This window comes from Allobosea sp. 05T422_2 (assembly GCF_056396265.1).
Window position 1 is genome coordinate 62,153 of record NZ_JBFTLD010000003.1, and the last position, 23,926, is coordinate 86,078.

The following is a 23,926-nucleotide window of genomic DNA, read 5'->3' on the forward strand; positions in this document are numbered from 1 at the left end:
GGGAGGGGTTTCGATCCTGCAGTGTCACGATTGCGGCCCCATCGCTTCGCCCTTCAAGGTCGCGACAAAATCATAGCGATCGCCGCGATAGGCGGAGAGCGTGAACTCGACCGGCTTGCCATTGCCGAGAAACGCACGGCGCTCGATCCTGAGCAGCGCGCTGCCTGCCGGAATGCCGAGATGCTTTGCCTCATCCGCCGTCGCGAGGCCGGCATGGATGCGCTGCACGCCATGGGCAGGTGCTGCCCCCCTCTGCGCGAGCGCGGCGTAGAGCGAGGTTTCGAYCAGATCCGGCGACGGCAGGATGGTGGCGGGCACGACGGCGCATTCGATCGCCAGCGGCTCTCCATCCGCCGTTCTGACCCGGATCAACCGGACGACAGCGTCGCTCGGTCCGAGACCCAGCGCCATCGATTCCTGCGGCTTCGGCCGCGCCAGCTCCTTCGACAGCCAGATCGAGCCCGGCCGGCCGCCGCGGTTCTCGATATCGGTCGAGAAACTCGCCAGGACCGAGAGCGGCTGCTCCATACGCGAGGCGACGAAGGTGCCCGAGCCATGCCGTCGCGACAACGCGCCGCTGCGAATGAGCTCGTCGATGGCATTGCGCACGGTGACCCGGGCATAGCCGGTCAGCTGGGCGAGGTCGCGCTCGGAGGGAACGGCATCGCCGGGAAGGAAGACCTCGGTCTCGATCAGCCGGGACAGAGCGCCGGCGAGCCTGAGATAACGTGGCGTCGGGTCGTCTCCGGCGAGCGCCTGAAGGATCGCCTGCTGCTTGGCCGGCATCGCTTCGGGGGCAGCGTCGGACGCGCCCTCGCGCGGACGCCGCGGACCGCGCCCGGGTGAGGTTTCGCTCACCGGGCCGCCCTTGGAGGCGCCTTGGCCGGGCCGTTCGTCCCGACGCCGAGATCGAACAGGGCCAGGCGCAGATTGCCATGATGGCGAGCGAGCAAGCTCTCGGCCAAGGCAGCCTCGGCGCCGCTTGCAAGCAGCACGGCGCGCTTCACATCGCCGCCGGCGCGGTCGAGATGGCGGGCGGCGGCCTCCATGCCGCATCCGGTGATCATCTCGACCATCTGCGCCGCCCGCAGCCGGAGCTTGGCATTGGTCGCGCGCATATGGACCATCAGGCCGCGATAGACCCGGCCGAGACGAATCATCAGCAGCGTCGAGAACAGGTTGAGCACGATCTTCTGGGCGGTTCCGGCCTTCATCCGGGTGGAGCCGGCAACGACCTCTTCCCCGGTTTCGGTGAGGATGCCGAGATCCGCCGTGCGCAGCAGTGCCGAGCCGCGGTTATTGGCGACGCCGATGGTCAGGGCGCCACGCGCCTTGGCTTCCCCGATGGCGGCGAGCGTGTAAGGCGTGCGGCCGCTGGCAGCGAGACCGATCACGACGTCGTTCGGCCCGACATCGGTGCGGCGCATCGCGCCCGCGCCGTCATCAACCGAATCCTCGGCATTCTCGACGGCGTGGAGGATCGCCTCGTCGCCGCCAGCGATGGCGAAGGCCAACCGCTCTTCCGGCCAGTCGAAGGTCGGGGTCAGTTCCGCGCCGTCCTGCACGCCGATGCGGCCCGAGGTGCCGGCACCTGCATAGATCAGGCGGCCACCGGCCTCGAGGCGCGGCACGGCCGCGGCAACGGCTTCCGCAATCGCCGGCAAGGACGACGCGATGGTGGCGACCGCTGCAAGCTGGCCTTCGTAAAGCGCCTTGAGGATGTCGAGGTCGCCCCAGGCATCAAGTTCTCGAAAGCGCGCGCTGACGTCTTCAGTCGCCATGGATAGCCCCTCGTGACCAGACCAAAATAAGTCCACTTTAGCCCAGTAGCAAGCGAGGAACCGACAGGGAAGAGTTGTTTCGTCTGGAAGGCATGCGGCCTCGACCAGCGTCCCTCGTTTTGCTCGGTTGTCGGACCAACCACGCCGACCCGATTCTCGCTTCACGGCAAGGCAAGCCAGCCGATCGCGCCGCGGCGGGCCAATTCATCATTGGGCTGCGCCGCCAAAGGTCGGATTGCGGATGCTGCGATGCGGGGCCCGGCGCTGGCTGCCCGAAGCGCGCCGCCGACGCGAAGACTAGCACTACTTTGGCAGATTTTTAGAACTGAGTTGTCGGCGGCAATGCGGACATCGTGTTGGCGGCGGCCGTTCGAGCTTGGCGATGATGGCCGCGCGGACCTTTGGCAGGGTCGGCTGCGGTGGCGGGCCCTGGATTCTTTTTTTCCCGCTTCGCCTGCTTGAGGCGCCGGGATTGAAGGAAGGCATAGGCGATCATGGTCATGAGGGCGTGCCGATGCAGCCCCGTCCATGATCGTCCCTCGAAGTGGTCGAGCCCGAGCTCCTCCTTCAACTGCTGATGCGCCTGCTCGCAGATCCAGCGCGCCTTGATCGCGCCGGCCAGGCGCTTGAGCGAGGTGTCGGCGGGCAGGTTCGAGAGGTAATATTTGCGCTCTCCATTCGAGCGGTGTTCGCCGATCAGCCAGGCCTCTTCTCCCGGCAGATGCTGCTGTCCCATGTCGCCGATCCTCTGGGGCGGCCCGTCGGCCACCTTGATCCGCATGGCGGCGAAGCGGGCTTTCAGCAGCCCCTTGGTCCCACGCCGCCAGCTGAGCGTGCGCCAGGGCGCCGCCGCCAGCGTCTTCTCCGCCGAGACCGACTTCGCATCGGGCACATGGTTCTTGCGCGGGCGGCCGCGCCCGGAGACGGGGAAGACGAGAGCCACGTCGACCGGATAGACCTTCTGGCGCGCTCCTATGCCGACGGCCCAGGTGAGGCCACGCTCGCTCAAAGCCTGACGGAACGGCGCAGAGAGGCCATAACCGGCATCGGCCAGCACACAGCCGAAGCGCAGGCCGGCCGTGCGCGCCCGATCGATCTCGGCGAGCGCGATCTCGGGCTTGGTCCGGTAGCCTCCATGACCGTCCGGCACGCCGGCCCGGGCCAGTCGTGTGGGATCGCTCGTCCAGCTCTCGGGCAGGAACAGCCGCAACCCCACCATGATCGGAACCTCGCCGGAAGCCAGCGTCAGCGACACCAGTGTCTGGCAGTTCGCGTTCTTGCCCAGGGCCGAGGCGTATTGCGGCGCGACACCGACCGAGCGCTCGCCCTTCTTCGGCAGAGCCGTGTCGTCAACGATCAGCCAGGCGTCCGCGCCGCCGACCATCCTGTCCGCCTCGGTGAGCAAGACCTTCTCCAGCGGCACGGTGTCCCAAACACCGCTGGCGATGAAGTGATGAAGCTGGTCGTAGCCGACACCGCCGTCGCGGGCCGCCATCGGCTGGATGCTCTTGCGATCTCCCGCGCCGATCAGCCCCGCCACATAAGCCGGACACATCCTCGCCCGCACCTTGTGCCGTAGAGCATCCAGAAAGGGCGAAAGCCACCCCTCAAGATCGGACTTCCAAGTATCGTCCATGGCCGGCCCTCCAGAAAGCCGACCCCCTATGAATCACGCAAATCGCGCCCCGGGAATCCCAAAAACGCCAGCCATTCTAAAAATCTGCCAAAGTAGTGCTAGGCTCAGGACTCATTGCTTAGATCCAGAAGATGACGGCTGCCGCGATACAGATGGCTGAGAAGAATGTGTGAGCGCAGCGATCGTATCGGGTTGCGATGCGCCGCCAGTCCTTGAGCTTTGCGAAGAGGTTCTCGACCTTGTGGCGCTGGCGGTAGAGCACCCTGTTGTATTCGAAGGGGATCTTGCGGCTCCGGCTCGACGGGATGCAGGGCTCGATGCCCTTGGCGAGAAGCGCCTCGCGGAATGTCGCGCTGTCGTACCCGCGATCGGCGATCAGGGCCTTGGCGGGCGGCAGCGCGTCGAGCACGAGGCTTGCGCCCTTGTGGTCACTCATCTGGCCTTCCGAGAGCAGCAGGATGATCGGGCGGCCTTCACCGTCGCAGACGGTGTGGAGCTTGGAGTTCAGTCCGCCCTTGGTGCGCCCGATACGACGGGGAACAGCCCCTTTTTGAGCAGGCTCGCCGCCGTGCGATGGGCCTTGAGATGCGTGGCGTCGATCRTGATCCGCTCGGGTTTCGGTCCGTCGCCGGCCAGGCCCGCGAATATCCGGTCAAACACGCCGAGCCGGCTCCAGCGGATGAAGCGGTTGTACAGCGTCTTATGCGGGCCGTAGCCTTTGGGCGCGTCCTTCCATTGCAGGCCGTTGCGGATCACATAGACGATCCCGCTTACCACGCGCCGGTCGTCGACCCGTGCGACCCCGTGCGACAGCGGAAAGTACGGCGAAATCCGCGCCATCTGCGGCTCGCTCAGCAGGAACAAATCATCCATCACCGCCTCCTCGTCAGAGACCGTGAATCACAGATCATTCCTAATTAATAGGTCCTGAGCCTAGCTCGGCAGGTTGAGCCGCCCGCCGGTCAGCGGTTCCGGCACGCCGGTCGTGCCGGGCAGGCTGAGCGGCAGGCCCTTGACCGAGCGGATCGCGAGATAACCGAAGGTCTGCGCCTCGATGACATCGCCAGCCCAGCCAGCAGCCTCTACGGGCTCGACCGGCACACCGAGGCGCTCATGCAGCCTCGCCATGAAATGACTGTTCAGGCGACCGCCGCCCGTGACCAGCCAGCGCCTCGGCGCCTTCGGCACATGACGCAGCGCGGCGACCACGCTTTCCACCGTAAAGGCGGCGAGGGTTGCGGCGCCATCGGCGTCGGAGAGAGCTTCCACGCCCTTGGCGCGGCGATGAAAATCATTGCGGTCCAGAGATTTCGGCGCTGGGCGTTCGAAAAACGGATTCGCCATGAAATCTGCCACGAGGTCCTCACGCATCTGCCCGCTCGCCGCCAGTGCCCCGCCGGCATCGTATTCACGGCCCAACCGCCGCAAGACGAAATCGTCAAGGATCGCGCTGGCCGGACCGGTGTCGAACGCGATCACGTCGTCGCCGTCGATATAGGTGACATTGCCGACGCCACCGAGGTTCAGCACCATCACGGGCTGCTCCAGCCCCTGCGCCAGCGCACGGTGATAGAGCGGCGCGAAGGGAGCCCCCTCGCCGCCCGCCGCAACGTCGGCGTAGCGGAAGCGATCGACGGTCGGGACGCCAAGCGCTCTTGCAACCGCCGGCCCGTCGATGAGCTGGCGGGTGAAGCGGATTTCCGGCCGGTGGTAGACGGTCTGGCCATGCAGGCCGACGAGGTCGATGCTCTGCGGATCGAGCGCCTGTTCGGCCATGAAGCGCCTGACCGCATCGAGATGGGCGGCGGTGACAGCCGCCTCCAGCTCGAGCAGCGGTTCCTTGACCGCTCGTTCGGCCTCGGCAATCAGAGCCTGAAGTTCACGCCGCGTCTGTGCCGGATAAGGGTAGGAAGCGCCGGCGCCGAAGCGGAGCGTCTCGCGGCCATCGCTCTCGACGATGGAGACGTCGATCGCGTCCATCGACGTGCCGCTGATCACGCCGATCGCGGTCAGTGTCTGCTTGGCCAGATCGCGCATCTTCCGTTCCCTAATGCCCATGGCAAGCTTCAAGGCTTGCACTGGCTCTAGGCGATCGGSTAAGCGTTGTCCAGATTGGTCCCTAAGTGGTCCATATGCGAAACTGATCGCACGAGCGCCCGAGAATGCGCCGTCTGCCGGGAGGGATGGGCCATGTATCGCGCCATGAAGCAGGGTTCGGGACGATGCCGCGCGCTGCGCAGCAGCATCGCTGCCACGGCCTTCGCGTTGATCGCCGGTGCTGCGTCCGCCCAGGTGCTCGAGGTCGCCGTCGAGGCTTCTCCCGCAGGGCTCGATCCCCATATCGTCACAGCCTTCGCCTCGTCGCAGCTCGTGCTCGGCCCGATCTATGAAGGACTGACCGCGCTCGACAAGGACCTCAACATCATCCCCGGCCTGGCCGAGTCCTGGACCGCGTCCGCCGACGGCAAGACCGTGACCTTCAAGCTCCGCTCCGGCGTGACCTTCCATGACGGCAAGCCGATGGAAGCGGAAGACGCCGCCTCGTCCTTGCGGCGGGTGCTCTCGAAGGATGTCGGCTCGCCGCTCGCGAGCCGCCTCGGAGCGCTGGAAAGCGCAACGGCCGTCGACGCKACCACGCTCAAGCTCAAGCTCAAGGAGCCGTCGGCCCCGCTGCTCGCATCATTGACCGGCATCGCGATCGTCCCACGCGGGCTCGAGGGCAACAAGGACGCGCTGCAGCGCGCGCCGATGGGCACCGGCCCGTTCAAGTTCGAGGAATGGCAGCCGAACGGCTTCATCCGACTCGCCAAGCATGCCGGCTACTGGAATGCGGCCGAGGTGAAGCTTGCAGGCGTCAAGTTCAACTTCGTTCCCGAAGCGGCCACGCGCCAGGTCGGAATCGGCAATGGCCAGTTCGCGCTGCTGCCGCATATCGATGCAGCCACCGCGCTTCAGCTCAAGGGCAAGCCCAATGTGGCGATCCGCGAGACGATGGAGCTCGCCTACACGCTGATCGGCATGAACGTCTCCAAGCCGCCCTTCGACAATCCGAAGGTGCGCGAGGCGCTGAACTACGCCCTGAACCGCAAGGAGATCATCGACGCAGCGCTGTTCGGCAGCGGTGCACCGGCTGCCCCGCTGCCTCCCGTGCTGAAGGACTGGGCGGTCGATGTGAAGGACCTGCCCTGCTACACGCATGATCCGGCCAAGGCCCAGGCACTGCTCAAGGAAGCCGGCATCGCCACGCCGATCTCGGTCAACATGACGGTCCTGCCGCGGCAGGACATCCGCGACATCGCCCAGGTCGTGCAGCAGCAGCTCGGCAAGGCCGGCTTCAAGGTGGAGCTGAAGAACCCCGAGCTAGGCCAGTTCGTACAGGACTGGCGCAACTCGAATTTCGACCTCTTCGCCTCGACCAATGCCGGCAGCATCGAGCCCGACGACTATTTCTACCGCGCGTTCCGCACGGGAGGATCGACCAACGTCTTCAAGTACAGCAACCCCGAGCTCGATGCGCTGCTCGACAAGGGCCGCGCGACACTCGACAAGCCAGCGCGGCAGGCGGCGTATCGCGACGCGCAAAAGATCCTCGGTTGCTCGGGCCCGGCGGCCCATATCGCCTATCCCACCCTGTTCAGCGCCGTGCGCGGCAACCTGCAGGGCTATGACATCTACGCCAACCGCTCGCTGGTCTCGCTCGGCCGCGCCAGCCTGCGCTGATCCGGCACGGTCGAGGCATGCTCCGCCATCTGCTCCAGCGCTGCCTCGACCTCGCGATCGTGCTCTTCGGAATCTCCGTGATCGTCTTCATGATGATCCGGCTKATCCCGGGCGATGCGGTCGCGATCATGCTCGGCGCCAATACCGAAGTGACGCCGGAACGCGTTGCGGCGATGCGCAGCGAACTCGGGCTCGACCGGCCGCTGCTCGAGCAATATCTGAGCTGGCTCGGGCGAGCGCTCCACGGTGACTTCGGCACCTCGATCTGGACCGGCCGGCCGGTGCTCCAGGAAATCACGGCCCAGATCTGGCCGACCCTGCAGCTCACCGTGCTGGCGCTCGTCATCGGCGCCGGCCTCGCTGTGCCCGTCGGTTGCCTGATGGCGCATTGGCGCGGCGGACGGGCTGATCTCGTCCTGCGCATCGGCGCGATCGCGGGGCTCACCATCCCGTCCTTCTGGCTCGGCATCGTCATGCTGATCACCGTGGCAAGCCTGGCCCCAAGCTTCGCCTCGCTCGGCTATGTCCCGTTCAGCGAGGACCCGCTCGGTAACCTGCAGCGGCTGCTGCTGCCGGCGATCGCGCTGGCATTGCCGATCCTTGCCAATCTGTCGCGCCTTGTCCGCACAGCGATGCTCGACGCGCTCAGCCAGGACTATATCCGCACGGCCCGCGCCAAGGGGCTTTCGGAGACCGCGGTGCTCTACCGGCATGCGCTCCGCAACGCGCTCATTCCCTTCGTCACCAGCGTCGGCATCATGACGGGCTATCTGCTTGGGGGCGCGATCGTGGTCGAGCAGGTCTTCTCGATTCCGGGCCTCGGGCGGCTGATCCTCGGCGGCATCGCCGAGCGGAACTACCCGCTGGTCCAGGCCACCATCCTCATCGTCACCGTCGGCTTCGTGCTGGTGAACGCCCTGGTCGATCTCGCCTATGCGCTGATCGACCCAAGGCTCAGGACTACGTGATGAGCCAGAGCCGCCGTATCGCCATCGCAGCGGGCATCATCGTCACGCTGCAGATCGTGCTGGCGCTCGCCGCCCCCCTGATTGCGCCCTATGACCCGCTCGCCCAGGACATCGTCGCCCGCCTGAAGGGGCCGAGCCTCGCGCATTGGCTTGGCACCGATCATCTCGGCCGCGATATCCTGGCGCGCATCCTCTATGGCTACCGCACCGCCCTGATCGCCTGCGGCATCGCCGTCGGCCTCGCGCTGCTCGTCGGGGGCGGCCTCGGCCTCCTCGCAGCCTTCTATCGCAGCTGGTGCGAGCGCATCGTGATGCGGCTGATGGACATTCTCTTCGCCTTTCCCGTGATGCTGCTCGCCATCGGCATCATCGCCATGCTCGGGCCGCGAACGGAAAGCGCCGCCATCGCGATTGCGGTCGTCTATGTGCCGATCTTCGCACGACTGATCCGTGGCCCGGCCCTCGTTCTGGTCGAGAGCGACTTCGTCGCCGGCATCCGCTCGATCGGCGCCTCGGACCTGCGCATCATGCTGCGCCATATCCTGCCCAATCTGGCCTCCGTGATCCTGGTCCAGACCTCGTTGCTGCTGTCGGCCGCCATCCTGGTCGAGGCCTCGCTCTCCTTCCTCGGCCTCGGTACCCAGCCGCCGACGCCCTCGCTCGGGCTGATGCTGGCGGAAGGGCGCAATTTCGTGCTGCTCTCGCCCTGGAACGCGATCTTCGCCGGGCTCGGCATCCTCTTCCTCTCGCTCGGCTTCAACCTGCTCGGCGACGCGCTCCGCGATGAACTCGATCCCCGTCTGCGGGGCCGGTCGTGATCATCCGCAAGGCAGAGCCTGGCGATATCGCTCCGGCGGCAGCCATCCTTGCGCAAGCCTATCAGACCAGCTTCCGTCCCATCATCGGCGATGCGGCGTCGACCTATGACGTTGCGCATTTCGAGGCCCGGTTCGAACGGGACCTGGAGCATCTCACAGTCCTGGACGATGGCGGCGTCAGAGGCGTCCTGCTGCTGCTCGACGGTCATGTCATCATGCTTTTCGTGGCCGAGACCGGCCGCCGCCATGGAGCAGCCCTGCTCTCCCATGCCGAGGCGAATGGCGCCTGCTCGCTCGAGGTCTTCGCGGCCAATATGGGCGCGCGACGCTTCTATGAGCGGGCTGGCTGGCATCGAGCCAGCGAGTACAGCCGCGATTTCGCCGGCGCGGAGCACCGCTTCCTGCGCTATGAGAAGTCCCCCGAACGCGCGCAAGAGGCCCCCTGATGGACAAGCTCCTGATCCGCGGCGGCCAGCGGCTGTCCGGAACCGTCGATATCCGCGGCGCCAAGAATGCCGCCTTGCCTGCCTTTGCAGCCGCGCTCCTCTCCGACAAGCCACTGACCCTGCGCAACCTGCCTGATGTGGTCGATATCGGGACAATGCAGGCCCTGCTGGAAGGGTACGGCGTCAGCTTCTCCGGGCGCGCGGCGGATGCGCTGACGCTCAACGCCAGCGAAGCCGCGCCGCGGGATGCGAGCTATGACATCGTCCGCAAGATGCGCGCGACCATTCTGGTGCTGGGGCCGCTCATCGCCCGCTTCGGCCATGCCCGCGTCTCCCTGCCCGGCGGCTGCGCGATCGGCGCACGCCCGGTCGACCTTCACCTGAAGGCGCTTGAGGCCCTCGGCGCCGAAATCAGCGTCGCCGGCGGCTATATCGAGGCAAATGCTCCCGCCGGTCTGCGCGGCGCGCGCATCGTCTTTCCCTTCTCCTCGGTCGGAGCCACCGAAACCGCCTTGCTGGCGGCGGGCCTTGCCAGCGGCGAAACCGAGATCGTCAACGCGGCGAAGGAACCGGAGGTCCTCGACCTCGCCCGCTGCCTCGTCGCAATGGGCGTCAGGATCGAGGGTATCGGCAGCCATCGCCTGCAGGTCCAGGGCGCCCAGAGCTTCRGGCCAGCGACATATGAGATCGTCGCCGACCGCATCGAGGCAGGCACCTATGCGGTTGCGGCCGCGATCACCGGCGGCGAACTCGAACTGGTCGGCGCACGGCTCGAACATCTCGCAGCCGTCGGCGAAGCGCTCGAAGCCGCCGGCGTCAGACTCTGGCCGACCGATCGCGGGCTGATGGTGTCGCGGCCAGGCCGTCTCACCGGCATCGACATCATGACCCAGGCCTATCCCGGGTTCTCGACCGATCTGCAGGCGCAGTTCATGGCGCTGATGAGCGTGGCGGACGGTACCTCGCTGATCCGCGAAACGGTGTTCGAGAACCGCTTCATGCATGTCCCGGAGCTGGTCCGGCTCGGCGCCGACATCACGCTGAAGGGTACCAGCGCCATGGTGCGCGGCGTCGAAGCGCTCAAGGCGGCGCCGGTCATGGCGACCGACCTGCGCGCCTCGGTCAGCCTCGTGCTCGCAGGGCTCGCTGCCGAGGGCGAGACCGTGGTCAGCCGCATCTACCATCTCGACCGCGGCTATGAGGCTCTCGACCGCAAGCTCAGGCGCTGCGGCGCCGATATCGAACGGGTCGGCGCATGAGCGCTGTGGCCGATCTGTATCTTGGTGTCGATGGCGGCGGCACTGGCTGCCGCTGCCGGCTCGAGACCGCCCAGGGAGAGGTGCTCGGCTCGGGCATCGCGGGGCCGGCCTCGCTCCGTCTCGGTCTGGAGGCCTCGCTTGCCGCGGTGATGCAGGCAGCGCGCGGCGCGATGAGCGAGGCTGGCCTCAGCGAGGATCAGTTCAGTCGGGTCCGCGCCGGAATCTGCCTTGCCGGCATCGGCCGCAAGGGCATGCAGGAGGAGCTTGCAGGCTGGACAAGCCCCTTCGCCGTCACAGTCTTCGAGAGCGATGGGCTCGGCGCCTGCCTTGGCGCTCATGCCGGTGAGGACGGTGGGATCATCATCATCGGCACCGGCTCGATCGGCCTCGCCCGCGTCGACGGACGCGAGATTCGGATTGGCGGCTACRGCTTCCCGGTTGGTGACGAGGGCAGCGGCGCCGATCTCGGCCTTGCCGCCATTCGCGTCTCGCTGCGTGCCCATGACGGCCGGGAGCCGCAAACGCGCTTCACGACGGACGTCCTGGCCAGGTTCCAGGGCGATCCGTTCGAGGTCATCGCCTGGATGGACAAGGCCCACGCCACGGATTACGCGACGCTCGCGCCCCTGGTGCTGCGCCATGCGGACCTCGGCGACTCGCATGCCCGGGCCATCATGCAGAATGGCGCGGCCCTGATCGACGCCATGGTGCGCACCTTGTTCGAGCGCGAGGTGCCACGCGTTGCGCTGATCGGCGGCCTGTCCTCCGCGATGGAGGCCTGGCTTGCGCCCGATGTCAGGCGCAGGCTCTCCGCCGTCAGAGGCGATGCGATTGCAGGCGCGCTATCGCTGGTGCGGAGGCATCACGCGCCGGGCTGAGGCCCGTCATAGCCCCCGATGATGACGAGGTCGGACTGACCCGCCTGCGCCAGATGCTTGGTCGCCTCCTGGTATTCAGGCGACTCGTAGCAGGCGCGCGCCGTTGCCTCGTCCTTGAACTCGATGACGACGTTGTGCTTGCGTCCCTCGCCGCGCGCGAGTTTGTACTCGCCGCCACGCACCAGGAACTTCGCGCCGAATTTGGCGAAGGCGATGGCATTCAGGGTGCGATACCTGGCGTATGCCTCCGGATCCTCGACATCGACGCGGGCGACCCAATATCCCTTCGCCATGGCTCAGAGCCCTTCCACGACAACGAGATCGATCTCGCCAGCGCCTTCGCGCTCCTTGCGGGCCGCAGCATATTCCGGCGAATTCGCATAGGCCTTGGCCGTCTCGAAATCCTTGAATTCGATGACGACGTTGCGGGCCCGGCCCTCGCCTTCGGCCACCGTCATCTGGCCGCCACGCACGATCGGCGTACCGCCATACTGCTTGATCACCTCGGAGGCCTTGGCGGCGTAGACCGCCCAGAGCGTCGCGTTGGAGACCATGGCGCGACCGATGACATATCCCTTGGGCATTTCCAGCTTCCGTTCTTTGGTTGAAACCTGATCCGGCCAGACTACGAAGCCGCGGCGATCTCGTCCATGATCGCGGCAGCCGCCGCACGCGGGTCAGCCGCGCGGATAATGGGGCGCCCGATGACGAGATAGTCGGCGCCGACGCGGATCGCCTCGCCGGGCGTCAGGGTCCGCTTCTGGTCGCCGGCGGCACTTCCCGCGGGGCGAATGCCGGGCGTCACGATGACCATGTCGGGACCAATGATGTCGCGCACGATCTCGGTCTCGGCGGCGGAGCAGACGATACCGTCGATGCCCGCGCTGCGGGCCTGCTGGGCACGCAGGCGCACGAGATCGCGCACGGCGAGGCCGTAGCCGGCATCGCGCAGATCGCCATCATCGTAGGAGGTGAGCGCGGTGACGGCGAGCAGCTTCAGATCGGAGTCGGCCCGCCCCTCGACCGCTCCGCGCATGGTCTGCGGATAGGCGTGGACKGTGAGGAAGGTGACGCCGAGCTTGGTCAGGGAATCGACCCCCTCGGTGACCGTGTTGCCGATGTCGTGCAGCTTGAGGTCGAGAAAGACCTTCTTGCCCTCCGAGATCAGCTGACGGGACAGGTCGAGCCCGCCGGCAAAGGCGAGGCGGTAGCCGATCTTGTAGAAACTCGCCCCATCGCCCAGTTCGGACACGATGCGGTAGGCGTCCCAGATCGTCGGCACGTCGAGCGCCACGATCATGCGGTCACGAAGATCGTTGATCTTGGCGGTCATAACGCTGCGAACTCCTCAATCGATTGCCAGCCGTGCTGCACGATTCGCGTCGTTACGTCGAATGCGAAGAGATTGCCACCGCCTGCGGGCTGATCGCGCAGGCGCTTGATCGGCCAGCCAGACGTAGCGCAGAGCAGCAAGGTGCCGACCCCGCCATGGCCGACGAGCAGAATGTCGCCATCCCCCGCCGCGGCCAGTACGGCTTCTGTTTCCCGAACGATCCGCAACTGCGCATCGAGCGCACGCTCCCAGCCGCGAACGCTCAGCTCGGGATTGGCGAAGAACTCGTCGGCCACCTTCTCGAATTCCGACGGCGGCAGGAAACCCGTGGCCGACCGATCGTTCTCGTGCATGGCCTCGCGGATCTTGACGGTGAGGCCGAGCTGCTCCGCGACGCATTCGGCCGTCTCGATCGCCTTGCGCTCGGCCGACGAGACGACGAGCCGGGTTCCGACGAGCCCAGGCGCAGCCGCAAAGGCCTGGGCCCGTGCCCGGCCGATATCCGACAGCCCCCAATCGGGCACAGGCACGGCTGGATCAATCTTGACCTGGGGGTGGCTGAGATAGCGGACGACACCCATCACATCGGACCTTCGCACATGAACATCACTTCAAAGCCAGCACGAACATGATGGCGATCAGCGCAATCAGCAGATTCATCATCCAGCGATTGAGCACGGTCATCTGGCGCAGCTTGCGGAACTCGATACCGTCCTCCGGGTCTTCACCCGCAGCTCCAGTGGGATGGACAGCAAGCACCGGATGCGGCTCTTCCTGCCTGCGCCCGCGCTGAGACCAGCTCAGGCTCTGCACCAGCCCCTTGGCACTGCCACTCGTGCGACCGTCCGCCTCGATACCGAGATACCAGGTCACAGGGCCGCCGGCCGGCGGATCGCGATCGGCATCGCTGATCCAGAGATTGGTCGCCGCCGAGATCGAGATGGCATCGACCAGGCCCGCCTGCAGATCGCTCTTCAATTCGGCATAGACCGGTGCGGAGACGAAAAGATCGGCCGAAAAGGCCCCGGCATGCGGAGCATCCGCTTCGTCGTCAAAACCCAGCCTGAGCAGCATCTTGCCTTCGCCGGTTTCAGGAAGGGCCCGTATGCTCAGCGCGACGTGCTGAGCACGGTCCGCAAATCCGGCACGCCCGAGCCAATCGCGCCCCAGGGAGCCAAATCCGCGAAGTCTAGCAGCGGAACCGAGCGAACCGTTCTGGCTGGCATAGCCTGAGACCACATCGAGCGGCCCCGTTTCAAGAAGGAGGTGCCGGGCCGGGCTCTGTACGAACGCATTGCGCTCGCCCTCGATCGTCAATCGGCCGTCCGCAGTCGTAACGGCCCGTGTCGTCGCGTCCGATCTCATCTCGACTCTGCCCCCCGCCGGCCCCTTCTAGACCAGCGCGGAGGCAAACGAAAACCGGAGATATTCTCGCTCACGCCGTCTCGCGCGCAAGCTGGGCAAAGACCTTGGTCCAGACATCCGGCGTCTGCGCGCCCGAAACCGCGAGCTTGCCGTCGACAATGAAGAAAGGCACCCCGGTCACCCCGACCTTCTGGGCGTGGGCCTCGAGGCCGATGATCGTCTCACGCAATTCATCATTGGTGAGTTCGTCGCGAGCCGCATTTTCCTCGAACCCGAGTTCGGTCGCKATCGCCACCAGCGTCTCCAGATCGCCGATATCTCGCCCGTCCTGGAAATAGGCCTTGAACAGGGCTGCCTTCATCTCACTGCCGCGCTGCACGGTGGACGCGGCCGCGATCAGCATATGGGCCATACGGGTGTTGGGCGTACGCATGACCTTCGACCAGTTGAACGTCACACCACTTTCGAGTGCCGCTTCCGAGAGCCTGATCTCGATTTCCTTGCGCTTGCCGGGCCCGAACTTGGCATCGAGATAGCTCGCCCGGTCCGCACCTTCCGCAGGCATGTCCGGATTGAGTTCATAGGGCAGCCAGGTGATGGCGACGCGGTCGGTCAGGCCGTGATTGGCCAGCGCCGTCTCGAGCCGCGCCTTGCCGATGAAGCACCACGGGCAGACCACATCCGACACGATGGCGATGGGCATTTTCTCTTGCATGATCGCTCCTTGGCGATGCGCCGCGCTGGTACTCAAGCTGGCGGGTAGGAATGCTGCGTACCGAAACGGTCTTCAGCCTGCGCCTCGGCGCCCGGCATCTCGCAGCCCGAAAGGAAGGATGGACCGACCGGAATCTTGCCGGMCCCTCCGGGAATATCGAGGATATAGGTCGGCTGGCACAGGCCCGAAAGATGGCCTCGCAGGCTTTTGACGAGCGCTTGTCCCTCCGCCAGAGACAGCCGGAAATGGGAGGTGCCCGGTGCGAGATCCGGATGGTGCAGGTAATAGGGCTTCACCCGGTTCYCGACGAAGGCGCGCATGAGCGCAGCCAAGGTCTCGATATCGGCATTGACACCCTTGAGCAGCACGCTCTGGCTGAGCAGGACATGGCCGGCATCGGCGAGGCGCGCGATCGCGGTACGCGCCGCCGGCGTGAATTCGCGCGGATGGTTGGCATGAATGGCGATGTAGCTCGCCTTGCCGGGCACGCGCAGGGCGCGGGCGTAATCGGCCGTGATCCGCTCGGGGTCGACCACCGGCACCCGCGTGTGCCAGCGCGTCACCTTGATATGCGGGATCGCCGCCAGCCGCTTGGCGACCTCGCGCACGCGGCGCGCCGAGAGGATGAACGGGTCGCCCCCCGTCATGATGACTTCCCAGATCTCCGGCCGCGACGCGAGATAGGCCAGCGCCGCGTCGAGCTTCTCTCCGGCAAGCGAGGCGCCACCGGGGCCGACCATCTCGCGCCGGAAGCAGAAGCGGCAATAGACCGGGCAAGCATGGACGAGCTTCAGCAGCGCGCGGTCGGGATAGCGATGAACCACCCCCTCGACCGGCGAATGCGCGTCGTCTCCGATCGGGTCGGCCATTTCCTGCGGCATGGTCAGCAGTTCCGCCGCATCGGGGATKAACTGGCGCGCGATCGGATCGGCCGCATCGGACGGGTCGATCAATGCCGCGATCGCGGGAGTGACGGAAACGGCGTAACGTTCGGCAACCGCATCCAGCGCCTCACGCCGCGCCGGCACGACAAGCCCCCGCGCCACAAGCGCGTCGATGCTGCGAAGAGGGGTATGGGCGGTCATCGGCGTGTCCTGCCCGCTTCGGCTACCGGCGTCCAGAGCACGTCCTCGATCCGGCGCGCACCGGTGCAGAGCATCACCAGCCGATCGAAGCCGAGCGCGATGCCGGAGGCCGGAGGCATCGCATCCAGCGCTGTGAGGAAATCCTCATCGAGCGGGTAGCGTTCGCCGTAGATGCGCTGCTTCTCGTCCATGTCCGCCTCGAACCGCCGACGCTGTTCGGCCGGGTCCGTCAGTTCGCCAAAGGCATTCGCAAGCTCGACACCACAGGCATAGAGCTCGAAACGCTCGGCGACACGCGGATCGTCCGGCTTCGGCCGCGCCAGGGCCGCCTCCGAGATCGGGTATTCGCAAAGGATGGTGGCGCAACCGCGACCAAGATGCGGCTCGATCTTCTCCGAGAGAACCCGGCTGAAAATGTCAGACCAGCTGTCGTCCCCAGCAAGCCGGATATTGGCAGCCAGYGCAGCTGCGGCGAGAGCCTCTCGATCGGTCGCCCCGTTCTCCGCGATGGTCGCGAGCAGCTCGATGCCGGCATGTCGGACAAAGGCATCATGCAGGGTCAGGCGCTCGGGTTCGGCGAAAGGATCGGCGACCAGCCCCCGCCAGTGCAGCTGACTTGCGCCAGCGGTGCGGGCCGCCTCGGCCAGCAGAGCCGCGGCATCGGCCATCAGCGCGTCGTAATCCTCGCCGGCGCGGTACCATTCCAGCATGGTGAATTCGGGATGGTGCAGCGCCGTGCGTTCGCGATTGCGGAACACCCGGGCGAAATCGAAGATACGGCTTTCGCCGGCCGCCAGCAGCTTCTTGGCCGCGAATTCCGGGGACGTGTGCAGGTAATAGGGATGCACGCCCTCGGCATCGTCGATCAGCGCGGTCGCGAAGCCGTGCAGATGTGTCTCGTTGCCCGGCGAGACCTGCAGGATCGCCGCCTCGACCTCGATGAAGTCGCGCGCCTCGAACCAGCGTCTCAGCGCTGCCTTGATGCGTCCGCGCGCCAGCAATGCGGGCCGGCGGTCGGCATGAATGTCCCGCCGCCACCAGGGCGGATGTCCCTCGACCATCGAACCTCGGTTAAGAATCTCTGCAAGCTTCCGTTTCGCCCGCGAATGCGGTAGTTCCGCGGCGACGAAATCCGCATAGCGCGCGCGCTCGATGCGCACCAGCAAGGAAACTCACGTGGTCAAGGTCATCGCCAGCTCCGTTCGCAAGGGCAACGTTCTCGAACTCGACGGGCATCTCTGCTCCGTCATCTCGGCTGAGAGCTTCTTTCCCGGCAAGGGCACCCCGACGACGCAGATCGACATGCGCCGCATCTCCGACGGCGTGAAGATGACGCAGCGCTACAAGACGACCGAGCAGGTCGAGCGCGCCTATGTCGAAGACCGGGATTTCACCTATCTCTACCAGGACGGCGAACAGTACGTCTTCATGAACCCCGAGACCTTCGACCAGATCCATGTCGACAACTCCGTGGTCGGCGACACGGCGCCCTATCTGCAGGAAGGCATGAAGGTCTCTCTCTCGGTCTTCGAGGACAAGGCTGTCGCAATCGAGCTGCCGCAGCGCGTCACGGTCGAGGTTGCCGAGACCGAGCCGGTGACCAAGGGTCAGACTGCCTCGTCCTCCTACAAGCCCGCGATCCTGACCAACGGCGTGCGCACCGCCGTGCCGCCCCACATCGGACCCGGCACCCGCATCGTCGTGATGACGGCTGACGGCTCCTATGTCGAGCGCGCCAAGGACTGATGCAGCCCTGCCCCTGTCATCGACGGGCCAGCAGTATTATCGATAGTGGAACGGGCCCTTCCGGGCCCGTTTCGTTTTTGAGGGATCCTGCATCATGCCGATTTCCGTTCATGCCGCCGCCTTCGCGGGCATTATCCAGACCCTGAAGGCGCTCGACGCCATTCTCGACAAGGCTGTGGCGCAGGCGGAAGCCCGCAAGATCCAGCCCGAGGTCCTGCTCAACAGCCGCCTGGCGCTGGACATGCTGCCCTTCACCCGACAGATCCAGCTCACCTGCGACTTCGCCAAGAATGCTGCGGCGCGCGTGAGCGCCGGCGAGAACCCGAAATTCCCGGATGAGGAGAAGACCTTCCCGGAACTGAAGGAGCGGATCGCCAAGACGCTCGCCTTCGTGCAGAGCATCGACGATGCCGCCCTCGAAAGCGGCATCGGCAAGGACGTTACCTTCCCGCGCGGTCCGCAGCAGACGGTCACGATGACGGCCGAGGCCTATCTGACCCGCTTTGCCGTGCCCAATTTCTATTTCCATGCCACCACCGCCTACGCGATCCTGCGCGAGAACGGATTTGACATCGGCAAGCGCGACTTCCTCGCCGACGTCTTCGAGGCGTAACGCCTGATGGCCGCGGCTGTCTCGACGAAATCGGGCGACCTGGCCATTATCGGGCGCGCGGCTGCGTCGGACGCCGCCGCCATCGCCGATCTCTACCTCGCCGCCCGGGCTGATGCACTGCCCTGGCTGCGCCGAGTCCATAGCGATGAGGCAGTGCGCGACTGGATCATCCATGATCGCCTGGCGCGCGGCGAGAACTGGGTTGCCCGGTTGGGCGACGAGGTCGTCGGCTTCATGGCGCTCGACGGCGACGATCTCGATCAACTCTATCTGAAGCCCGGTCACTATCGGCAAGGCTTCGGCTCACAGCTCCTCGCCAAGGCCAGGGAGCGCAGCCCACAGCGGCTGCATCTCTTCTGCTTCCAGCGCAACGCACGCGCCCGCGCCTTCTACGAGAAGCACGGCTTCAAGACCATCGACATGAACGATGGCTGCCGAAATGTCGAAGGAGAGCCGGACATTCTCTATGAATGGCGGCCGAGCGCGTCATAAGCCCTTGAAATCGGGACAGCCCCTCCCCATTTGATGTTCACGGCGATGTCGAGGGCGTTCCACTGTCCTCCATCCTCGTTGAAGACGGCCATGAGCCGAACGTGTGACGCCGGATGTACGCGCGCCCGTTCTGGACATGGCCGTTGGCGTTTCCGGGGCCCGAGGGCCCCGGGACGCAGGTTTCAGCGATCCGCCACGGCAAGCTTCGCACCGAGTGCAACGAAGGCGCCGGCAAAGATGCGCCGCATCCAGGTCATCACCTGCGGCCGGGAGATGACGTGGTTGCGGACAGACGCTGCGAACAACCCATAGACCACGAAGACCACAAAGGTCAGCAGCATGAACACGCCGCTCAGCGCGAGCATTTCCGGCATGGGATTGGTCGCATCCGCGCTGACGAACTGTGGGAGGAATGCGAAGAAAAAGATCGAGAGCTTCGGATTGAGCAGGTTGACCAGAACCGCATCGATCGTCACGCGCAGTGCAGAGCGCGTGTCGACCTTCTGCTCGACCTGCAGGGCCCCGCGTTCCTGGAGTGTGTTCCAGGCCATGTAGAGCAGGTAGGCCACACCGAGATATTTGAAGATCTGGAAGGCAAGCGCGCTCGTGTGCAGCAGCGCCGCCAATCCCATGATCGCCGCGAGCATGTGGGGCACGATGCCGAGCGTGCACCCGAAGGCCGCGACGACGCTTGCGCGCGCGCCCCGCGAGAGGCCCGCTGCCACGGTGTAGATCATGCCCGTGCCCGGCGAGGCAACGATGATGAGGGAGGTGATTAGGAATTCGAGGCTCATGGCGGCGCTCCGTGCTATGCCGCCAAACTAGTGAGCTACGCCCTTACGTCAATCGCTGTGGCGCGCGCCCTCCACAACCTGTACGAGCACCGGGCGCGGAGCGCCTGTGCCCTCAATCCTGCAGGAATGGGTTGTTCTGCCGCTCCTCACCGAGCGTACTCGCCGGCCCGTGTCCCGGCAGGAACTGGACATCGTCGCCCAGCGGCAGGAGCTTGGCCTTGATGCCGGCAATCAGCGTCTCATGGCTGCCATAGGGAAAATCGGTGCGCCCCACCGAGCCTGCGAACACCGTATCGCCCGCAAGCAGGAAATGCGCGTCCTTCTGGAAGAAGGTGACATGGCCGGGCGTATGGCCGGGCACATGCTGCACCGAAAAGGCGACATCGCCGATCGACACCGTTTCGCCCTCGGCAAGCCAGCGCGTCGGCGTGACCGGACGAATGCCGCGCATCTCGAAGCGCAGCCCCGAAGCCGGCAGGTCGTCGAGCAGGAACTTGTCGGCCTCATGCGGACCAATGACCGGCACAGCGAGCGCATCGGCAAGATCGGCCGCACCGCCGGCATGGTCGATATGGCCATGGGTCAGCCAGATCGCGACCGGCTTGACGCCGAGTTCCTTCAGCGCGTCCTGAATGCGGTCGACATCACCACCGGGATCAACCACCGCTGCTTCCTTGGTGCGGGTGCACCAGATGACCGAGCAATTCTGCTGGAACGGAGTCACCGGTACGACGGCGACATTCAGGGGGGTGGCAGCCTGCTCGGTCATGCGATCTTTGCCTTTCCGTAAGGGGTGGGCACCTGCTCAGCGCGCCTTGCAGCGATTGGCGAGAAGCACCCGGTATTCGGAGATGGAGGTGTCCATCTGCGCGACATTCTCCTCGCGCTGCCGTCCAGCCTGGCAGGTTGCGAAGACGGAGCGCGCGCCCTGAAGATAGGTGACATGCTCGCGCCAGACGCGGCATTGCGTGGCCTGGTCGGCTGTGCCGGCAGATTGCAGGCGGGTGAGTTCACGGCGCATGCCGGCCTCGTTCTGGAAGAGATCCCGCTGGCAGTCCGCCGGAGCGCCAGCCCTCCCCTGCGCCAGGACGGGAGGCGCCGCGAGAACAAGGATCAGGGCAAGGCCAGCCGAAAGCCGCATCATCCGAGGTTCAGCTCCTTGAAGAAGTCGTTGCCCTTGTCGTCGATGACGATGAAGGCGGGGAAATCCTCGACCTCGATGCGCCAGACCGCCTCCATGCCGAGCTCCGGATACTCCAGGATCTCGACCTTGCGGATGCAGTCCTGAGCGAGGCGCGCCGCCGGGCCGCCGATCGAGCCGAGATAGAAGCCGCCATGCCGGGCGCAAGCCTCGCGCACCGCCGAGGAGCGGTTGCCCTTGGCGAGCATGACCATCGAGCCACCGAAGGACTGGAACTGATCGACGAAGGAATCCATGCGCCCGGCCGTCGTCGGACCGAAGGAGCCGGAGGCCAAACCCTCGGGCGTCTTGGCCGGACCGGCGTAATAGACCGGATGGTTCTTGAAATAATCGGGCATGCCCTGCCCGTTCTCGAGCCGCTCACGAATCTTGGCATGGGCCGAATCGCGGGCGACGACGATGGTGCCGGTCAGCGAAAGCCGGGTCTTGACCGGGTATTTGCTGAGCGTCGCGAGGACTTCGCTCATCGGCCGGTTGAGATCGACCTTGACGACATCGCCACCGAGCGACGCGTCTTCGACCTCAGGCAGGTACTTGGCCGGATTGGTCTCGAGAGCCTCGAGGAAGATGCCCTCCCGGGTGATCTTGCCCTTGGCCTGGCGATCGGCCGAGCAGGACACGCCAAGGCCGATCGGCAGCGAGGCGCCGTGACGCGGCAGGCGGATGACGCGAACGTCATGGCAAAAATACTTGCCGCCGAACTGTGCACCGACGCCGAGCGACTGCGTCAGCCTGTGAATCTCCTCCTCCATCTCGAGATCGCGGAAAGCGTGCCCCGAGGGAGAACCCTTTGTCGGAAGTTCGTCGAGATATTTGGTCGAGGCGAGCTTGACGGTCTTGAGATTCTGCTCGGCCGAGGTGCCGCCAATGACGATGGCAAGGTGATAGGGCGGGCAGGCGGCCGTGCCCAGCGTCAGGATCTTCTCCTTCAGGAACGCGATCATGCGGTCCTTGGTGAGGAGCGAGGGCGTCGCCTGGAACAGGAAAGTCTTGTTGGCCGAACCGCCGCCCTTGGCCACGAAGAGGAATTTGTAGGCGTCCTCTCCCTCGGCATAGATATCGATCTGCGCCGGCAGGTTGGTCGCCGTGTTCTTCTCTTCGAACATGGAGAGGGGCGCGACCTGCGAATAGCGCAGATTGCGCTTGTAGTAGGCATCGGCCACGCCCTCGCCCAGCGCCGACTCATCATCGCCATCGGTCCAGACCTTGCGACCGCGCTTGCCCATGATGATCGCGGTGCCGGTGTCCTGGCACATCGGCAGCACGCCGCCAGCCGCGATATTGGCGTTCTTCAAGAGATCGAAGGCAACGAACTTGTCATTCGAGGTCGCCTCGGGGTCGTCGAGGATCTTGGCCAGCTGGGCAAGATGGCCCGGGCGCAACAGGTGGTTGATGTCGATGAAGGCCTGTTCGCTGAGCTGGCGGATCGCTTCGCGCGAAACGCTCAGGACCTCGCGGTCACCAATCGTCTCGACTGTGACGCCCGCGTCGCCGAGCTTGCGATAGGGGGTCTTGTCCTCGCCGAGAGGGAAGAGATCGACATGCGTGTAGGCCATGAGGAACTGGCTCCGAAACAGGATGCGCCGCGGCTACAGCATGCGGCGCCGGTCATGCCGGCGTCATAGCGGCTTGCGCCCTCCAGTCCAAGCCCAGGCTTGAACGGTTCCAGTGTCAGGCAGCCTTCGCGGCGGTCTCCGCCAGGATCGCATAGATGGCGGCCGGGTCATGGGCGCGCCGCACCTGCTCCAGCACGGCCTGATTGCGCAGGACGCGCGCGACGCGGGCAAGCGCCTTCAGATGATCAGCCCCCGCCCCTTCCGGCGCGATCAGCACGAAAATGATATCGACGGGCTGGCCATCCAGCGCCTCGAAATCGATCGGCTTCTCGGCGCGGGCGAACAGCCCGACGAGCCGGTCGATTCCAGGCATGCGCCCGTGGGGGATCGCGATGCCGTCGCCAATCCCGGTCGAGCCAAGGCGTTCTCGTTGCAGCAGGGCCTCGAAAAGCTCGCGCTCAGGCAGCCCAGTGAGCACGGAGGCGTGCTGGGACAGTTCCTGCAGCGCCTGCTTCTTGCCATTGGCCCGCAGCGGGGAGACCACGGCTGCGGGCGTCAGAAGATCAGTGAGGGTCATGCGCCAGTCCATGCATGTCCCGTGCCGGGTTCTCACCCAGCGCCACGGGTCAGGAGTGATAACCGGGGCTACCGCCTGCCGGGGCTCAAGACAGCGAGGCCGGCGGGTCAATCCAGCCGATGTTGCCATCGCGGCGGCGGTATACGACGTTCATCCGCCCATTGCCAGCATGGCGGAAGATCACGACGGGCGCACCAGTGAGGTCAAGCTCGGCGACTGCATCACTAACGGTCAATTCGTGGAAGGATTTGGTCGATTCCGCCACGATAACAGGGTTGTCACCGCCAGAAACGGCCTCAGCCTCCTCGATTTCATCATCAGGGGCCGCAATCACATAGCTGGGGATTTCCACCCCGGAGGCACGACCATTCATTGCGGATGAGCGATCCTTCAACCGCCGCTTGTACCGACGCAACCGCTTCTCAATGCGCTCCGCCATCTTGTCGAGACTCGCATACGGATCATGCGCCGTAGCGGACGCTTCGAGTGTGATGCCGGAGGAGAGATGCAAGACCCCGTCCGTCCGGAAGGCGGTACCGTCCTTGTCGACGGTGACATGGCCCTGATATCCGCCCTCGTAATACTTGCTGAGGGCGGCGGCCACGCGCTCCTCGGCCTGGCCCCGCAGGGCCTCGCCGACATCGAGATTCTTGCCGGAGATTCGCAAGCTCATGGAGTGCTTCCCCTTCTTGTCGCCATGATCAGTGATCGATCATCTCACTGAGGTAAGGACGGGGAGTCGCCATTGTCAATGAGCGCTGCGGAATAGTCGCCGCCAGCCGACGGCAGCGAAAGGCATCCGATCGGGCTCACTCGGGCGGAGAAAAAGCCGAGCGGGTTCAGCGCCCTCCCAGCGCCATCGCCACCTTCTCGCGCCGACGCTCCATAGAGGACGGAATGCGCAGGGACTCGCGGTATTTCGCCACGGTGCGCCGAGCAATAT

General features: G+C 65.6%; 29 protein-coding genes. 9 read left to right on the plus strand and 20 right to left on the minus strand.

Annotated elements, in window-relative coordinates:
- Positions 1–24 precede the first annotated feature (24 nt).
- The 5 genes from AC1DJT_RS01260 to AC1DJT_RS01280 form a co-directional block, all read right to left on the minus strand.
- Positions 25–858 carry a GntR family transcriptional regulator gene (locus AC1DJT_RS01260; protein ID WP_476833377.1) on the minus strand — a complete coding sequence of 278 codons (834 nt, stop codon included), beginning with the start codon at positions 856–858 and terminating at the stop codon, positions 25–27.
- Positions 855–1,781, minus strand: a complete 927-nt coding sequence (locus AC1DJT_RS01265; RefSeq protein ID WP_441507257.1) for an N-acetylmuramic acid 6-phosphate etherase — start codon at positions 1,779–1,781, stop codon at positions 855–857. The genes AC1DJT_RS01260 and AC1DJT_RS01265 overlap by 4 nt, the downstream gene beginning before the upstream one ends.
- A gap of 319 nt (positions 1,782–2,100) precedes the next feature.
- Positions 2,101–3,417 (minus strand): IS701 family transposase, encoded by a 1,317-nt coding sequence (locus tag AC1DJT_RS01270; protein ID WP_476767796.1) that lies wholly within the window; start codon positions 3,415–3,417, stop codon positions 2,101–2,103.
- A gap of 118 nt (positions 3,418–3,535) precedes the next feature.
- A protein-coding gene (locus AC1DJT_RS01275) for an IS5 family transposase (RefSeq protein WP_476833378.1) occupies positions 3,536–4,290 on the minus strand; the annotation gives its coding sequence in 2 pieces (ribosomal slippage) (positions 3,536–3,957 and positions 3,957–4,290; 756 coding nt in all).
- A 60-nt stretch (positions 4,291–4,350) separates the two neighbouring features.
- Positions 4,351–5,454, minus strand: coding sequence for an anhydro-N-acetylmuramic acid kinase (locus AC1DJT_RS01280; protein ID WP_476767798.1), 1,104 nt, complete (start codon positions 5,452–5,454; stop codon positions 4,351–4,353).
- Between the two features lie 153 nt (positions 5,455–5,607).
- Here AC1DJT_RS01280 and AC1DJT_RS01285 point away from each other — a divergent pair, with 153 nt between their 5' ends.
- The 6 genes from AC1DJT_RS01285 to AC1DJT_RS01310 are packed head-to-tail and all read left to right on the plus strand — an operon-like array spanning position 5,608 to position 11,506.
- Positions 5,608–7,137 carry an ABC transporter substrate-binding protein gene (locus tag AC1DJT_RS01285; RefSeq protein ID WP_476767799.1) on the plus strand — a complete coding sequence of 510 codons (1,530 nt, stop codon included), beginning with the start codon at positions 5,608–5,610 and terminating at the stop codon, positions 7,135–7,137.
- Between the two features lie 17 nt (positions 7,138–7,154).
- A complete protein-coding gene (locus tag AC1DJT_RS01290) occupies positions 7,155–8,105 on the plus strand; it encodes an ABC transporter permease (RefSeq protein WP_441507260.1) in 951 nt (316 codons plus the stop codon).
- Positions 8,105–8,923 (plus strand): ABC transporter permease, encoded by an 819-nt coding sequence (locus AC1DJT_RS01295; RefSeq protein ID WP_441507261.1) that lies wholly within the window; start codon positions 8,105–8,107, stop codon positions 8,921–8,923. Before AC1DJT_RS01290 ends, AC1DJT_RS01295 begins: the two co-directional genes overlap by 1 nt.
- Positions 8,920–9,369: a GNAT family N-acetyltransferase gene (locus AC1DJT_RS01300; protein ID WP_476767800.1), complete on the plus strand. Its 450-nt coding sequence runs from the start codon at positions 8,920–8,922 to the stop codon at positions 9,367–9,369. The genes AC1DJT_RS01295 and AC1DJT_RS01300 overlap by 4 nt, the downstream gene beginning before the upstream one ends.
- The gene (murA, locus tag AC1DJT_RS01305) at positions 9,369–10,628 is read left to right on the plus strand and encodes a UDP-N-acetylglucosamine 1-carboxyvinyltransferase (RefSeq protein ID WP_476833379.1); all 1,260 of its coding nucleotides are present in this window, start codon (positions 9,369–9,371) and stop codon (positions 10,626–10,628) included. Before AC1DJT_RS01300 ends, murA begins: the two co-directional genes overlap by 1 nt.
- Entirely contained in the window at positions 10,625–11,506 is an 882-nt protein-coding gene (locus tag AC1DJT_RS01310) for a glucosamine kinase nucleotide-binding domain-containing protein (protein WP_476833380.1), read from the plus strand. Before murA ends, AC1DJT_RS01310 begins: the two co-directional genes overlap by 4 nt.
- Here AC1DJT_RS01310 and AC1DJT_RS01315 read toward each other — a convergent pair.
- From AC1DJT_RS01315 to epmA, 8 genes are all read right to left on the minus strand, one after another.
- Positions 11,491–11,799: a DUF1330 domain-containing protein gene (locus AC1DJT_RS01315; protein ID WP_441490194.1), complete on the minus strand. Its 309-nt coding sequence runs from the start codon at positions 11,797–11,799 to the stop codon at positions 11,491–11,493. The genes AC1DJT_RS01310 and AC1DJT_RS01315 overlap by 16 nt on opposite strands.
- A 3-nt stretch (positions 11,800–11,802) precedes the next feature.
- The gene (locus AC1DJT_RS01320; RefSeq protein WP_069877716.1) at positions 11,803–12,090 is read right to left on the minus strand and encodes a DUF1330 domain-containing protein; all 288 of its coding nucleotides are present in this window, start codon (positions 12,088–12,090) and stop codon (positions 11,803–11,805) included.
- Positions 12,091–12,131: 41 nt separating this feature from the next.
- Positions 12,132–12,839 carry an orotidine-5'-phosphate decarboxylase gene (gene pyrF / locus AC1DJT_RS01325; protein WP_441490195.1) on the minus strand — a complete coding sequence of 236 codons (708 nt, stop codon included), beginning with the start codon at positions 12,837–12,839 and terminating at the stop codon, positions 12,132–12,134.
- Positions 12,836–13,420 carry a histidine phosphatase family protein gene (locus AC1DJT_RS01330; protein ID WP_441507301.1) on the minus strand — a complete coding sequence of 195 codons (585 nt, stop codon included), beginning with the start codon at positions 13,418–13,420 and terminating at the stop codon, positions 12,836–12,838. Before AC1DJT_RS01330 ends, pyrF begins: the two co-directional genes overlap by 4 nt.
- 25 nt (positions 13,421–13,445) lie before the next feature.
- Entirely contained in the window at positions 13,446–14,204 is a 759-nt protein-coding gene (locus AC1DJT_RS01335; protein WP_441507264.1) for a hypothetical protein, read from the minus strand.
- Between the two features lie 70 nt (positions 14,205–14,274).
- Positions 14,275–14,919 carry a DsbA family oxidoreductase gene (locus AC1DJT_RS01340; protein ID WP_441507265.1) on the minus strand — a complete coding sequence of 215 codons (645 nt, stop codon included), beginning with the start codon at positions 14,917–14,919 and terminating at the stop codon, positions 14,275–14,277.
- Positions 14,920–14,951: 32 nt separating this feature from the next.
- Positions 14,952–16,004 carry a lysine-2,3-aminomutase-like protein gene (locus tag AC1DJT_RS01345; RefSeq protein WP_476833381.1) on the minus strand — a complete coding sequence of 351 codons (1,053 nt, stop codon included), beginning with the start codon at positions 16,002–16,004 and terminating at the stop codon, positions 14,952–14,954.
- Positions 16,001–17,065, minus strand: coding sequence for an EF-P lysine aminoacylase EpmA (epmA, locus tag AC1DJT_RS01350; RefSeq protein ID WP_441507267.1), 1,065 nt, complete (start codon positions 17,063–17,065; stop codon positions 16,001–16,003). The genes AC1DJT_RS01345 and epmA overlap by 4 nt, the downstream gene beginning before the upstream one ends.
- A gap of 91 nt (positions 17,066–17,156) precedes the next feature.
- Between epmA and efp the strand changes: the two genes are divergently transcribed.
- The 3 genes from efp (at position 17,157) to AC1DJT_RS01365 (ending at position 18,855) form a co-directional block, all read left to right on the plus strand.
- Positions 17,157–17,750 (plus strand): elongation factor P, encoded by a 594-nt coding sequence (gene efp, locus AC1DJT_RS01355; RefSeq protein ID WP_441490200.1) that lies wholly within the window; start codon positions 17,157–17,159, stop codon positions 17,748–17,750.
- A gap of 94 nt (positions 17,751–17,844) precedes the next feature.
- Positions 17,845–18,363 carry a DUF1993 domain-containing protein gene (locus AC1DJT_RS01360; protein WP_441507268.1) on the plus strand — a complete coding sequence of 173 codons (519 nt, stop codon included), beginning with the start codon at positions 17,845–17,847 and terminating at the stop codon, positions 18,361–18,363.
- Positions 18,364–18,369: 6 nt separating this feature from the next.
- Entirely contained in the window at positions 18,370–18,855 is a 486-nt protein-coding gene (locus AC1DJT_RS01365) for a GNAT family N-acetyltransferase (RefSeq protein WP_441507269.1), read from the plus strand.
- A 182-nt stretch (positions 18,856–19,037) separates the two neighbouring features.
- On the opposite strand, the gene AC1DJT_RS01370 is transcribed toward AC1DJT_RS01365, so the two are convergent.
- From AC1DJT_RS01370 to AC1DJT_RS01400, 7 genes are all read right to left on the minus strand, one after another.
- Positions 19,038–19,649, minus strand: a complete 612-nt coding sequence (locus AC1DJT_RS01370) for a LysE family translocator (protein WP_441507270.1) — start codon at positions 19,647–19,649, stop codon at positions 19,038–19,040.
- A gap of 112 nt (positions 19,650–19,761) precedes the next feature.
- Entirely contained in the window at positions 19,762–20,418 is a 657-nt protein-coding gene (locus AC1DJT_RS01375; RefSeq protein ID WP_441507271.1) for an MBL fold metallo-hydrolase, read from the minus strand.
- 36 nt (positions 20,419–20,454) lie between these two features.
- Positions 20,455–20,793 (minus strand): hypothetical protein, encoded by a 339-nt coding sequence (locus AC1DJT_RS01380; protein ID WP_441507272.1) that lies wholly within the window; start codon positions 20,791–20,793, stop codon positions 20,455–20,457.
- Positions 20,790–22,406 (minus strand): fumarate hydratase, encoded by a 1,617-nt coding sequence (locus tag AC1DJT_RS01385; RefSeq protein WP_441507273.1) that lies wholly within the window; start codon positions 22,404–22,406, stop codon positions 20,790–20,792. The genes AC1DJT_RS01380 and AC1DJT_RS01385 overlap by 4 nt, the downstream gene beginning before the upstream one ends.
- A gap of 115 nt (positions 22,407–22,521) precedes the next feature.
- Positions 22,522–22,983, minus strand: coding sequence for a PTS IIA-like nitrogen regulatory protein PtsN (gene ptsN / locus AC1DJT_RS01390; protein ID WP_441507274.1), 462 nt, complete (start codon positions 22,981–22,983; stop codon positions 22,522–22,524).
- Positions 22,984–23,068: 85 nt separating this feature from the next.
- A complete protein-coding gene (hpf, locus tag AC1DJT_RS01395; RefSeq protein WP_113514942.1) occupies positions 23,069–23,656 on the minus strand; it encodes a ribosome hibernation-promoting factor, HPF/YfiA family in 588 nt (195 codons plus the stop codon).
- A 166-nt stretch (positions 23,657–23,822) separates the two neighbouring features.
- Positions 23,823–23,926: RNA polymerase factor sigma-54 (locus tag AC1DJT_RS01400; RefSeq protein WP_476833382.1), on the minus strand; the 104-nt coding region annotated here is incomplete at its 5' end.